This window comes from Azospirillum sp. TSH58 (genome assembly GCF_003119115.1).
Lineage (GTDB): Bacteria > Pseudomonadota > Alphaproteobacteria > Azospirillales > Azospirillaceae > Azospirillum.
Map to the genome: position 1 here is coordinate 1,041,337 of NZ_CP022367.1, position 12,342 is coordinate 1,053,678.

Here is a 12,342-nt window from a genome sequence, read left to right on the forward strand (position 1 = left end):
GCTAGGAGCCCTTGGAATTGGAGTCATGGCCCGGCGCCGCCCCCCGCGATGAGCGGGATGGCGGCGCCGGGCCATGGCCTGTCGTAACTTCGAGGACATCATGGACGATCCTTCCGTCCAACCGATCGCCGACGATCTCGTTCTTCCCTTCCAGATCGAGGCGTCGCGCCTGCGCGGCCGCATGGTGAAGCTGGGCCCCGCGCTGGACGAAATCCTGACCCGCCACGCCTATCCGGAGCCGGTCGCCCGTTTCCTGGCCGAGACGATGACGCTCGCCATGCTGCTGTCCAGCATGCTGAAGTACGACGGCATCTTCACGCTCCAGACCAAGGGCGACGGGCCGGTCCGGCTGATGGTGGCGGACATCACCTCGGTCGGCGACATCCGCGCCTACGCGCAGTTCGACGAGGAAGCGCTGGCCAAGGCCGGCGACGACGTGGCCATCGCCCCGGCGCCGGCCCTGCTCGGCAAGGGGCACATCGCCTTCACCGTGGACCAGGGGCCGAACACCGAGCGCTACCAGGGCATCGTCGAGCTGTACGGCAAGACGCTGGCCGACTGCGTGCAGCACTATTTCCGCCAGTCGGAGCAGATCGACACCGGCCTGACCGTGTCGGTGGACCAGGAAACCCTGCCGGACGGCAGCAAGGGCGCCTGGCGGGCCGGCGGCATCATGATCCAGCGCCTGCCGCAGGACGCCACGGAAAAGGTGCTCGGTTCCGGCGACGAGGACGCGTGGCGCCGCGCCATGGTCCTGCTGTCCAGCACCACCGGCGACGAGCTTCTCGACCCGGAGCTGCCGGCCCGCGACCTGCTGTTCCGCCTGTTCCACGAGGACGGCGTTCGGGTGTGGCAGCCCAAGGCCCTGCGCTTCGGCTGCCGCTGCTCGCGCGAGCGGGTGTCGGACATGCTGTCCCGCCTGCCGCGGGACGAGGTGCAGAGCCTGAAGATCGACGACGGGCGGGTCGAGGTGGTCTGCCAGTTCTGCTCCACCGCCTACCACTTCGACGACGCGGACCTCGACCGGGTCTACGGGACGGCGAAGTAAGGCGGCTCCAGGTTCCGGATGCGCTTGGGAGGCGGCGCGGCTATAGTGCCGCGCCGTTTTTCCGTCTCACCGGAGCGATCATGCCCACCCGCCGTTTCGTTCTCGCCGCCGCTCTCGCCACCGTGGCCCTGACGGCCTGCCAGAGCACGCCGCCGCGTCCGGCGGCCCGGCCCATCGACTATTCCAACTTCGGCCCGATCGTGCTGAGCGCTGGCAGCGTCGACGTGGTGGACGCCCACCGTCCGGCCGGCACCGCCGTCGACCAGCGCATCCCCCTGCCGCCCGCCGAGGCGGTGCGCCGCTGGGCCAACGAGCGGCTCCAGGCCGCGGGCGGGCCGGGCCGCGTCCGCGTCACCATCCGCGAGGCCAGCATCGTCGAGGTCCAGCTTCCCAAGACCGGCGGGGTGAAGGGCTACTTCACCAACGATCAGGCCCAGCGCTACGACGGCCGGATCGAGGTCGAGATCGGCGGCGAACTGCCCGGCGAGACGACCTTCCGCGGCATGACCAAGGCGACGGTGACCCACTCCACCACGGTGCCGGAGAACATCTCGGTGGCCGACCGCGAGGCGACGCTCCAGGACCTCGTCCGCCGTATGATGGACGACCTGAACGCCCGGCTGGACGCGGGCATCCGCAAGGACCTGGCGCCGATGGTGCGGCGTTAGGGAACTCTTGCCCCCTCCCTAGCCCTCCCCCGCTCTCGGCGGACCAAAAGGTCCGCCTGCCGCGTCAGCGCAAACCTCTGGTTTGCGCGAGAGCTGCGCAGGGGAGGGGACTAAATTTCCCTCTCCTGCGCAGCGGGGGAGGGAAGGGGCCCACGGCAAAGCCGTGGGAAGGGTGGGGGCAACAGCGCGCCCCAAACACAAAAAGGGCCGCCCCGTGGGGCGGCCCTTTCCGTTCCGATCCGTCCGGATCCGCTTAGTAGCGGTAGTGGTCCGGCTTGAACGGGCCTTCGACCTTCACGCCGATGTACTCGGCCTGCTTGGCGGAGAGCGTGGTCAGCTTGGCGCCGATCTTGTCCAGATGCAGGCGGGCGACCTTCTCGTCCAGGTGCTTCGGCAGGACGTAGACCTTGTTCTCGTAGCTGGCGGCGTTGGTCCACAGCTCGATCTGGGCCAGCACCTGGTTGGTGAAGCTGGCGCTCATCACGAAGCTCGGGTGGCCGGTGGCGCAGCCCAGGTTCACCAGACGGCCCTGGGCCAGGACGATCAGGCGCTTGCCGTCGGGGAAGACGACCTCGTCGACCTGCGGCTTGACCTCTTCCCACTTGTAGTTGCGAAGAGCCTCGATCTGGATCTCGCTGTCGAAGTGGCCGATGTTGCAGACGATGGCGCGGTCCTTCATCTGGCGCATGTGGTCCAGCGTGATGACGTCCACGTTGCCGGTCGCGGTGACGAAGATGTCGCCCTGCGGGGCGGCCTCGTCCATCGTGACGACCTGATAGCCTTCCATGGCGGCCTGGAGCGCGGTGATCGGGTCGATCTCCGTCACCAGGACGCGCGCGCCCTGCGAGCGCAGCGAGGCGGCGGAGCCCTTGCCCACGTCGCCGTAGCCGGCGACCACGGCGACCTTGCCGGCCACCATCACGTCGGTGGCGCGCTTGATGCCGTCGACCAGCGACTCGCGGCAGCCGTAGAGGTTGTCGAACTTCGACTTGGTGACGCTGTCGTTCACGTTGATGGCCGGAACCTTCAGCGTGCCCTTCTTCATCATCTCATAGAGACGGTGGACGCCGGTGGTGGTCTCCTCCGACAGGCCGCGGACCTCGGCCAGCATCTCCGGATACTTGTCGTGCATGATCTGGGTGACGTCGCCGCCGTCGTCCAGGATCATGTTCGGAACCCAGCCGTCCGGACCGCGCAGGGTCTGCTCGATGCACCACCAGAACTCCTCCTCCGTCTCGCCCTTCCAGGCGAAGACCGGGATGCCGGCGGCGGCGATGGCGGCGGCGGCCTGGTCCTGGGTCGAGAAGATGTTGCAGGACGACCAGCGGACGGTCGCGCCGAGAGCGGTCAGCGTCTCGATCAGCACGGCGGTCTGGATGGTCATGTGCAGGCAGCCGACGATGCGGGCGCCGGCCAGCGGCTTGGACTCGCCGAACTCCGCGCGCAGCGCCATCAGGCCGGGCATCTCGGTCTCGGCGATGGTGATTTCCTTGCGGCCCCACTCGGCGAGGCTGATGTCCTTGACCTTGTAGTCGGTGAAGTTGGCGGGCGCGGCCATCGGGGGGTCTCCTGCGCGGCTGTTTGCGGGACAGCAATGAAAAGGGGCGGGCGCACCGGCCCGCTGTGGCGTTGGTGTAGCAGCGCCATCCGGCCCCCGCAAGCATAAAGATATCTTTATGTTTGCGGGGTCGTTCGTTCGGCCGCGTCCGCGTCGCCCCGGCGGACCTTTTCCCCGGAGGCCGGCGTTCCCATAACCGTTCTGCGACCGACGGGAGGCATGGGACGGGCGATGGCGCTGGCAGGATTGAGGGCACCCGGCTTCTGGACGAGGCTCGGCCGGCACGAGTTGCGGCTTCTTGTCGGCATGGCGGTCAGCGCCGGGCTGATCCTGGCCTTCGCCCTGCTGGCCGGCGAGGTGATCGAGGGCGAGACGGCGGCCTTCGACCGCGCGGTGCTGCTGGCGCTGCGGGTGGCCGGCGATCCGGCGACGCCGCTGGGGCCGCCCTGGCTTCACAACGCGGCGCGCGACGTCACGGCGCTGGGCAGCATCACCGTGCTGTCGCTGATCACCGCGGTGACGCTGGGCTTCCTGCTGCTTCGCGGAAAGCGCGGGGCGTCGCTCCTGGTGCTGCTGTCGGTCGGCGGCGGCATGGCGATCAGCGGCCTGCTGAAGAACCAGATCGGGCGGGAGCGTCCGGATGTCGTCCCCCATGGCGACATCGTCTTCACCGCCAGCTTCCCCAGCGGCCATTCGCTGCTGTCGGCGGTCGTCTTCCTGACGCTGGGCGCCATGCTGGCGCGCTTCGTCGAGGGGAGGCGGCAGAAGGCCTATGTGCTCGTCGTGGCGATGGCGGTGACCCTGCTGGTCGGCTGCAGCCGCGTCTATCTGGGCGTCCATTGGCCGACCGACGTCCTGGCGGGCTGGTGCGTCGGGGCGGGCTGGGCCGCACTGTGCTGGCTCGTCGCCCTGTGGCTGCAAAGACGCGGTGCCGTCGAACCGGAGGATGAGTCCGGAACGGTGCCGGATCGCACTTGACCCCGCCCGGCCTCAGCCGATATTTCGGGTGATCCCGCCGATCAACCCACAGCATGTCGATGCCCGAAGGCACTTTGGACCGTGAAACCCTGCAAGCCGTCGGCGTGCTGAAGCGCGCGGTGGACGAGGCGCGGGTGCCGGGCGTGCTGGAGTTCCGGCTGCTCTCCAGCGCGCTGGACCGCACGCTGGAAACGGAAGACCTGCATGAACTGAACGAGGCCAAGCGCGTTTACGAAACGCTGGACGGCGAATGCCGGACGCTGGTCGTGGAGCGCGCCACCACCCTGGCCCGCGCCGAGGCCGCCGAGCGGCGGGCGCCGTCCGGTGAGGTGGAGGCCGAGATCGTTCCGGTGGCCGTTCCCGTAACCGTCCCTGCCGCGGCGGTGAAGTCGCCGTCGCCGGAGTTGCCGCCATCGGAATTGCCGGCGGCGGGTTCGCCGCCCGGCCTGCGCGGCGGCAGGACGATGCGCCCGGCCACCGGCTTCCTGGCGGCGCTGAACGGCGTTCGCTCCGCCTCGCGGAGCCGGCCGCCGGGCCAGCGGACGGAGGACGGGACGCCCGACAGCCGCGCCACCGCGAAGTCGCGTCTGATGGCGGCGGTGGAGGAGCGGCGCGAGAGCGACCAGGACGCGCGGTTCCATTCCGGCGGTCCGGTGACGGATCGCGACTGACTGAGATGAGGATGATCACAGAATGACAGCGTTCAGGGTCGGGGATCAGGTGACGATCCACAACAGCCAGACCGGCCCGGAGAGGATCGCCACCGTCGATGCCTTCACCGAGGGCAACCGCTGCATGGTGCTGTCCGACGGCACCAAATGGCGGGCGGACGGGCAGCGCCAGTGGCGCGTCGGCAGCGGCTACTACAAGGGGCCGGTGGTCGAGCGGACGCGGCCCGGCGACATCGAGATCGTGACCCGGCGCCGCGCCATCGGCGTGATCCGCAAGTTCGCCCAGGACCTGAACATGGACAGCCCGTTCGACGCCGCGGCGCTGACCCGCATCGTCGAGCGGATCCAGGCGGAGCAGGCCGCCGCCCCCAAGCCCGCCATTTCCACGCCCGAAGCGTCCGAGGACTGAGTTTCCGAAGCCCATGGCTCCCCTCTTTCGAAGGAAGGAGGGGAGGGCCATGCGTGTTGCGTTGGTATGCAAATGCGTATCATTATCATGATAGGCAGCCGTCAACCGGCGAGGCAACCGCATTCGGGCTGAAAACACATGACGGTCAAGAGGAGGGACGGGACATCCCGTCCGGCGCCGGTGGCGGCGCCGGTGGCGGAACCGGAGGCGTCCGGTCAGGGCAAGTCCGCCCCTGGCACCCAGGAGAACCGGCTGTCGCGCGGCCGTCTGATCGTCGCGCTGGACGCGCTGCTGTCGAAACGGAACGTCACGCTGGCCGCCCGCGACCTTGGTCTGCAGACCTCGGCGCTCAGCCGGCTCCTGGCGCAGATGCGCGAGGAGTTCGGCGATCCCCTGTTCATCCGCTCGGGCCGCGGTCTGGTGCCCACGCCCTTCGCCGAAGCGCTGCGCCCGCGTGTCCAGGCGCTGGCCCGCGGGATCGACGCCCTGTTCGAACCGACAGTGGAACGCCCGGCGCCCGACGAGACCTTCGATCCCCGCTGGAACGTGCCGACCGGCATCGACGCGCCGCCGCTCCAGGTCCGGCCCGCCGGCCTGTTGGACGGGCAGCCGTCCCCGGCGCAGATCGACGCGAAGCTGGAGAGGATCGCGCCGGACGCCCCCGCGCAGGACCGTCTGGCGCGTCACATCGGCGTGCTGGGCGTCGCCGGGGGCGGCCATGGACGCCCCCTGACCGCCGAGGAGGCGGAGGAGGCGATGGCCATCGTCCTGGCGGGCGAGGCCGATCCGGTCCAGGTCGGCGCGCTTCTCGGCATGATGCGGATGCGCGGCTCGACCGCGCCGGAACTGGCCGGGATGGTGCGGGCGATGCGCGCGCATGTCGCCGCCGGGCTGGGGCGGACGATCCAGGCGGACATCGACTGGCCCTGCTTCACCTCGCCCAACTACCACAACCCGCCCTGGTTCTTCCACGCCGCCCGGCTGGTCGCGCAGGCCGGTCACCGGGTGCTGCTGCACGGCAGCACGGGCTGCAGCGCGGCCTCCGGCCGGTACGAGTTCATCGCGCCCACCGTGGGCATCCCGGTCTGCACCAACGCGCGGGAGATCGCGGCGGCGCTGGCGACGCAGCGGATCGCCTACGCGCCGCTCGCCGCCCTGTCCCCGCAGATCTACCGGCTGATCGGGCTGCATCGGCTGACCCAGACCCGCTCCGCCGTGTTCGAGGCGGTGCATCTGCTGAAGCCGGCCAAGGCCAAGACCTCCCTGCTGGGTGCGGCGAAGCCGACCTACCGGGAACTGCACCGCGACGCCGCGCGCATCCTCGGCTGGAAGCACATGGCCGTGCTGGGCAGCGTGCGCGACGTCGCCCAGTTCTCGCCCTTCCGCCCCTCCTCCATTCACCGTCTGGTCAACGGCGAGGCGGAGGATCTCATCCTGCCCGCCTGCATGGACGAGCCGCCGCCGACACCGCGCCCGCGCGGCACCAGCCTGGAATATTGGCAGGGGGTGTGGACCGGCGCGGTGCGCGACGCGCGGGCCGAGCGCGTCATCATCGGCACCGCGGCCTTTGCCCTGTTCGCCCTTCCCGGCGCCACCGGGCCGGCCTTCGCCGACGCCCTGCGGCTGGCCGAGCAGCTCTGGAAGGCCCGTCTCGGCCAGACGGCGCTGGCCGTGCGGATTCCGGGCTGACGTATAAAAGACGTTCGAGCCGCGGCCGATCTGCGTATTGAGAATAATTCTTATTATCGACGTTGCTGCTTTGCAACAGTCCGGCCCCGCCACCACCCGCAGGGGTCTTTGAAAGCCCCTGAACAGGCATTTTAAATCATTGTAACGCAAATGAAAAACCCGTTTCTCCCGGGCGCCGGGCGAGCCGCCGGAGAGGCCGTCATGGGTCTCCGCCAAAGAGCATATCCCCGCATGCGATGGGGCTGAATGACGGTGATTTTGCAATTTAGAATTATTCTGAATGATCGCCGTTGAAGGGGGCGCCACCCCGATTGGTAGATACCCGCCGCTGATCGGCGCATCCGCCACGACGACTTTTCGGGAGAGCCTCATGTTGCAATCGAATGTCCCCGACCGCCTCCGACCCATCATCGCCGGCGCCGCCGCGACGGCGGGGCTGGCGATGTCCTTCTCCACCCTGGCGACGGTGGCCGAGGCGCAGACGGCCGGTTCGGGGACCGCGCCCGCGCCGGGCACCGCGGCCGGTGACGCCACCGTCCTCGACCCGGTGCGGGTCGGCGCCGACCGTCCGGCGGACAGCGGGAACGTGAACGCCAAGCCCACCGGCATCTCCCGCCTGCCCGACACGGTCAAGGACACGCCCCGCGTCGTCAACGTCGTTCCGGAAGAGATCATCGAGCAGCAGCGCGCGACGACCCTGGAACAGGTCCTGCGCAACGTCCCCGGCATCACCATCTCCACCGGCGAGGGCAACGGCGGCCAGAACGGCGACCAGTTCCGCATCCGCGGCCTGACCGCCCGCGGCGACATCTACACCGACGGCCTGAAGGACTTCGGCGTCTACACCCACGACGTCTTCAACACCGAGACGGTGCAGGTCTTCAAGGGTCCGTCGGGCAACGGCTTCGGCGTCGGCAACTCCGGCGGCGTCATCAACCAGGGCACCAAGAAGGCCGGGCTGGACAAGCGCTACAAGGTCGAGCAGTCGGTCGGTTCCGGCCCCACCTACCGCACCACGGTGGACGTGAACCAGCCGATCAACGAGACGACGGCGCTGCGCATCAACGGCCTGTACCACGACCAGGACGTCGCCGACCGCGACGAGGTCGAGGCCAAGCGCAAGGGCATCGCCGCCGACCTCGGCGTGGGGCTGGGCACCCCGACGACCTGGCACCTGAACTACTCCTACCTGAACGGCGAGAAGATCCCGGACATGGGCGTGCCCATGATCCGCGGCCGTGACGGCACGTTCCGCCCGGCGCCCGAGTTCGGCCTCGACCGGTCCACGTCCTACGTCCGCAATCACGACCGCGACGACACCGACAACCACGTCGTGACCTCGACCCTGGCCCACGAGGTCAGCAAGACCCTGTCCTTCTACAACGACAGCCGCTACAGCCATTACGAGCGCGATTTCGTCTCCACCGCCCCGGCGGCGCTGACCGCGGCCAACAGCACGCTCTTCCTGAACGGCGGCAACCCGGTGATCGCCTACGGCGCCGGCGGCGGCCTGGCCTTCAAGCAGAAGGGCTGGGGCGTCCAGAACGTCGCGGGTGCGAAGGCGGAAGGCACCTTCCTCGGCCTCTACCACAAGGTGAACGGCGGCCTGGACCTCAGCTACCAGAAGGACGAGCGTCGCGGCGGCACGTGGGTCAACCGCACCAACACCCAGACCATCCGCAATCCCAGCCACAACTACCCGGCCAACGCCTTCCTCACCTACCCGGCGACCGGCGTGCGTGAATCGAGCGTCGCCAACACCGGCCTGTTCGTCACCGACCGCGTGTGGCTGTTCGACCAGCTTTCGGTGCAGGGCGGCCTGCGCTGGGACTACTTCCGCAGCACCTTCCGCGCCGCCGACCCGGCGGTGGCGGGCGGCAGCGCCAGCACGCGCACGCTCAGCCCGTCGGCCAGCCTGATCTACGAGCCGACCAAGGACGCGTCGCTCTACGTCTCCTACGCGCGCTCCAACAAGCCGATCGGCGTGGACATCGCCGCGCAGCTCACCAACGGCACGGCGGAGACCCCGCGCAACGGGCGCGACTTCGATCCGGAGAAGACCGACCTGTACGAGATCGGCGGCAAGGCCGACTTCTTCGGCGGGCGGCTGGGCGTGAACGGCGCCCTGTTCCAGATCGAGAAGAGCAACACCTACTCGGTCGATCCGGCCACCGGCACGGTCACCGACGGCTTCTCCGAGGCCGGCCTGGGCACCCGCATCCGCGGCTTCGAGGCCGGGGTGAGCGGCAAGGTGGTCGAGGGCTGGAGCGTCTACGCCAGCTACGCCTATCTCGACGGCGAGATCAAGGAGTCGCGGACCAACGCGGCGGTCGTCGGCAACGAGGCCCCGAACGTGCCGAAGCACAACGCCAGCCTGTGGTCGACCTACGAGTTCGCCCCCGGCGTCGTGCCCGGCAAGGTCATGGTCGGCGGCGGCATCCAGTACGCCTCGGAATACTGGGCCGACAGCGCCAACACGGGCCGCGTGCCGGAGACGGTCTCGCTGGACAGCGTGGTGTCCTACGAGATCAACAACCTGTCCCTGGCGCTCAACGCCTACAACCTGACCGACCACCGCAACTACGCCTCGGCCTTCAACGCCTCGCGCGCGGTGCCGGCCTCGGGCCGCACCTTCATGCTGACCGCCGGCGTCACCTTCTGATCCCGGCCAGGCCGGACCGTGCTCCCGGACCATCCTCCGGGGACCGGTCCGGCCTTCTTCCATGTATAGGGCTTTTGCCGCTTGTCCCCTCTCCCCAGAGGGGACAAGCGGTGGGGTCGCCCTGTCTTCTGCAAAAGGATTCCTCCCCGTGCTTCTGCAAATCCCCGACGTTCTGACCGCCGACGAGGTCGCCCACTGCCGCGCGGTGCTGGAGGCGTCGCCCTGGGTCGATGGCCGCGTCACCGCGGGCTCCCAGGCGGTGCTGGCGAAGAACAACCTGCAGATCCCGGAGGAGAGCGACACCGCCCGCGAGCTGGGCGTGGTCATCCTGAAGGCGCTGGGCCGCAACCCGGCCTTCAATTCCGCGGCTCTGCCGCTGCGCGTCCTGCCGCCCATGTTCAACCGCTACGACCTGGACATGACCTACGGCAACCATGTGGACAACGCCATCCGGGCCATTCCGGGCACCGGCGGCATGCGCATGCGGGCCGACGTCTCCACCACGATCTTCCTCAGCGATCCCGGCGAGTATGACGGCGGCGATCTGGTCGTCGAGGACACCTACGGCACCAAGGGCGTGAAGCTGCCGGCGGGGCACGCGGTGGTCTATCCGTCGAGCAGCCTGCACCGGGTGACCCCGGTGACGCGCGGTTCGCGCTGGGCTTCCTTCTTCTTCACGCAGTCGCTGGTCAAGGACGACGGGCTGCGGGCGATGCTCTACGACCTCGACGTCGCGATCATCGACCTGCGCCGCGAACTGGGCGACCAGCACCCGTCCGTGCTGGCCCTGGTCAATCACTACCACAACCTGCTGCGGCGCTGGGCGGAGGTGTGATGGCCCAAGCCATGGGGAATGGCGTTGCGGCTGCCCTTTCCACGGAAGGGCCGGGCATCATCGACGTGCAGCTCGCCCTGGGGCAGCAGTGCCTCGACCGCGGCGGGGCCGAGCGGGCGCGGGCGGTGGAGTGGTTCCGCATCGCCGCGCGCAGCGGCGACGCCCGCGCCGTCAACATGCTGGGCCGCTGCCACGAGCACGGCTGGGGCGTGCCCGCCGATCCCGTCCAGGCCGCCGCTTACTACCGCCGGGCCGCCGGACTGGGCGATGCGTGGGCGCTGTTCAATCTGGCCGACCTGCATTGCCGTGGCGTCGGCGTTCCGGCGGACGACGCCGAGGCCTACCGGCTCTACGCGGCGGCGGCCCGCCGGGGCAACGTGAAGGCGCTGAACATGCTGGGCCTGTTCCACGAGGCCGGGCGCGCGGTGGCCGAGGACGGGGCGGGGGCCCGCCAACTTTTCCAGGCCGCGGCGGAGGGCGGGGACTGCTGGGGCCGCTTCAACCACGCCCGACTGCTGCTTCAGGACGGGCGGACGGAGGAGGCGCTGGCGTGGTTCGCGCGGGCGCTGGAAACCGGCTTCCCCGACTTTTACCGCGGCATGGCCGCCGCCCTGGCCGACCAGCCCGACCCACGTTTGCGCGCCCTGGCGCGGCGGGCGGCGGTGTTGGCGGAGGGCCGTTCTTGATAGCCCTCTCCCCTCTGGGGAGAGGGGACAATCCATGAGGACATCCGCGATGAGCGTTCCCGCCGACACCGTCTCGCTCCACGACTACGAGCGCCACTTTACCGCCCGCGTCGATGCGGCGACCCGCGCCTACATCGCCGGGACCGGAGCGGACGGCATCACCCGGCAGGCCAACCGCGACGCCTACGACCGGATGCGCCTGATGCCGCGGGCGCTGCGCGACCTGTCGCAGGCCAGCGCGGCGACGACCCTGTTCGGGCAGGCCATGCCCTATCCCATCCTGATCGCGCCCATGGCCTTCCACCGGCTGGTCCACCGCGACGGGGAGCGGGCGACCGCGCAGGCGGCGGGCCTCACCGGCACCTGGATGACCGTCAGCACCCAGTCCAGCGTGACGCTGGAGGAGGTCGCGGCGGCGGCTGGCGGGCCGCTGTGGTTCCAGATCTACACCCAGGCGCGGCCGGAGGACACGCTGGCCCTGGTGCGGCGGGCGGAGGCCGCCGGCTACCGCGCGCTGGTGCTGACGGTGGACGCGCCGGTCAGCGGCCTGCGCAACATCGAGCAGCGCGCCGGCTTCCGCCTGCCCGACGGCGTCGCCCCGGTCAATCTGACAGGGCTGGCGCCGGATTCCTTCACCCCGTCGCGGCCCGGCAGTCCCGTCTTCCAGGGCATGCTGCACGCCGCCGCCACCTGGGACACGGTGCGCTGGCTGTGCGCCGAGACCCGGTTGCCGGTGCTGCTGAAGGGGATCATGAACCCCGACGACGTGGACCCCGCCGTCGAGGCGGGGGCGGCGGGGATCATCGTGTCGAACCACGGCGGGCGGACGCTCGACACGCTGCCCGCGGTGGCGGAGGTGCTGCCGCTGGTCGCCGCCCGCGCGGCGGGCCGCCTGCCCATCCTGGCGGACGGCGGCATCCGGCGCGGCACCGACATCCTGAAGGCCCTCGCGCTGGGGGCCGACGCGGTCCTCGTCGGCCAGCCGGTGCTGCACGCCCTGGCGGTCGGCGGCATGGCGGGGGTGGCCCACATGCTGACCATCCTGCAGACCGAGCTGGAGGTCGCCATGGCGCTGAGCGGACGGGCGCGGCTGGCCGACATCGACCGTTCGGTGATCTTCGACCCGCCGCGCTTCTGA

The 12,342-nt window shown here is 69.9% G+C and carries 11 protein-coding genes; 10 read left to right on the top strand and 1 reads right to left on the bottom strand.

Going from position 1 to position 12,342, the window contains the following annotated elements:
* Nucleotides 1-100 precede the first annotated feature (100 nt).
* Complete coding sequence (locus tag TSH58p_RS26200; RefSeq protein ID WP_247874182.1) at nucleotides 101-1,048, top strand: Hsp33 family molecular chaperone; 948 nt, start codon at nucleotides 101-103, stop codon at nucleotides 1,046-1,048.
* Between the two features lie 80 nt (nucleotides 1,049-1,128).
* On the top strand, nucleotides 1,129-1,716 hold the full coding sequence (locus TSH58p_RS26205; RefSeq protein WP_109071424.1) for a hypothetical protein: 588 nt from the start codon (nucleotides 1,129-1,131) through the stop codon (nucleotides 1,714-1,716).
* 253 nt (nucleotides 1,717-1,969) lie between these two features.
* Here the strand turns inward: TSH58p_RS26205 and ahcY are convergent, their stop codons facing one another.
* Nucleotides 1,970-3,274: an adenosylhomocysteinase gene (gene ahcY, locus TSH58p_RS26210; RefSeq protein WP_109071425.1), complete on the bottom strand. Its 1,305-nt coding sequence runs from the start codon at nucleotides 3,272-3,274 to the stop codon at nucleotides 1,970-1,972.
* 219 nt (nucleotides 3,275-3,493) lie between these two features.
* On the opposite strand from ahcY, the gene TSH58p_RS26215 reads away from it, so the two are divergent.
* The 8 genes from TSH58p_RS26215 to TSH58p_RS26250 all read left to right on the top strand — a co-directional run bounded on the left by TSH58p_RS26215 (nucleotide 3,494) and on the right by TSH58p_RS26250 (nucleotide 12,342).
* Complete coding sequence (locus TSH58p_RS26215; RefSeq protein WP_199230190.1) at nucleotides 3,494-4,252, top strand: phosphatase PAP2 family protein; 759 nt, start codon at nucleotides 3,494-3,496, stop codon at nucleotides 4,250-4,252.
* Between the two features lie 53 nt (nucleotides 4,253-4,305).
* Nucleotides 4,306-4,923: a hypothetical protein gene (locus TSH58p_RS26220; protein WP_247874183.1), complete on the top strand. Its 618-nt coding sequence runs from the start codon at nucleotides 4,306-4,308 to the stop codon at nucleotides 4,921-4,923.
* 22 nt (nucleotides 4,924-4,945) lie between these two features.
* A complete protein-coding gene (locus tag TSH58p_RS26225; protein WP_109071428.1) occupies nucleotides 4,946-5,332 on the top strand; it encodes a hypothetical protein in 387 nt (128 codons plus the stop codon).
* A 138-nt stretch (nucleotides 5,333-5,470) separates the two neighbouring features.
* The gene (locus TSH58p_RS26230) at nucleotides 5,471-7,021 is read left to right on the top strand and encodes a glycosyl transferase family protein (protein ID WP_109071429.1); all 1,551 of its coding nucleotides are present in this window, start codon (nucleotides 5,471-5,473) and stop codon (nucleotides 7,019-7,021) included.
* A gap of 370 nt (nucleotides 7,022-7,391) precedes the next feature.
* Entirely contained in the window at nucleotides 7,392-9,683 is a 2,292-nt protein-coding gene (locus TSH58p_RS26235) for a TonB-dependent siderophore receptor (protein ID WP_109071430.1), read from the top strand.
* 148 nt (nucleotides 9,684-9,831) lie between these two features.
* The gene (locus TSH58p_RS26240) at nucleotides 9,832-10,518 is read left to right on the top strand and encodes a Fe2+-dependent dioxygenase (RefSeq protein ID WP_109071431.1); all 687 of its coding nucleotides are present in this window, start codon (nucleotides 9,832-9,834) and stop codon (nucleotides 10,516-10,518) included.
* The gene (locus TSH58p_RS26245; RefSeq protein WP_247874184.1) at nucleotides 10,518-11,204 is read left to right on the top strand and encodes a tetratricopeptide repeat protein; all 687 of its coding nucleotides are present in this window, start codon (nucleotides 10,518-10,520) and stop codon (nucleotides 11,202-11,204) included. The genes TSH58p_RS26240 and TSH58p_RS26245 overlap by 1 nt, the downstream gene beginning before the upstream one ends.
* A 49-nt stretch (nucleotides 11,205-11,253) precedes the next feature.
* A complete protein-coding gene (locus TSH58p_RS26250; protein ID WP_109071432.1) occupies nucleotides 11,254-12,342 on the top strand; it encodes an alpha-hydroxy acid oxidase in 1,089 nt (362 codons plus the stop codon).

Excerpts from the sequence above, each read along its gene's own strand:
- TSH58p_RS26220 (WP_247874183.1), top strand. The coding sequence starts at position 4,306 with ATGTCGATGCCCGAAGGCACTTTGGACCGTGAAACCCTGCAAGCCGTC.
- TSH58p_RS26230 (WP_109071429.1), top strand. The coding sequence starts at position 5,471 with ATGACGGTCAAGAGGAGGGACGGGACATCCCGTCCGGCGCCGGTGGCG.
- TSH58p_RS26225 (WP_109071428.1), top strand. The coding sequence starts at position 4,946 with ATGACAGCGTTCAGGGTCGGGGATCAGGTGACGATCCACAACAGCCAG.
- TSH58p_RS26215 (WP_199230190.1), top strand. The coding sequence starts at position 3,494 with ATGGGACGGGCGATGGCGCTGGCAGGATTGAGGGCACCCGGCTTCTGG.
- TSH58p_RS26200 (WP_247874182.1), top strand. The coding sequence starts at position 101 with ATGGACGATCCTTCCGTCCAACCGATCGCCGACGATCTCGTTCTTCCC.
- ahcY (WP_109071425.1), bottom strand. The coding sequence starts at position 3,274 with ATGGCCGCGCCCGCCAACTTCACCGACTACAAGGTCAAGGACATCAGC.
- TSH58p_RS26250 (WP_109071432.1), top strand. The coding sequence starts at position 11,254 with ATGAGCGTTCCCGCCGACACCGTCTCGCTCCACGACTACGAGCGCCAC.
- TSH58p_RS26245 (WP_247874184.1), top strand. The coding sequence starts at position 10,518 with ATGGCCCAAGCCATGGGGAATGGCGTTGCGGCTGCCCTTTCCACGGAA.
- TSH58p_RS26205 (WP_109071424.1), top strand. The coding sequence starts at position 1,129 with ATGCCCACCCGCCGTTTCGTTCTCGCCGCCGCTCTCGCCACCGTGGCC.
- TSH58p_RS26235 (WP_109071430.1), top strand. The coding sequence starts at position 7,392 with ATGTTGCAATCGAATGTCCCCGACCGCCTCCGACCCATCATCGCCGGC.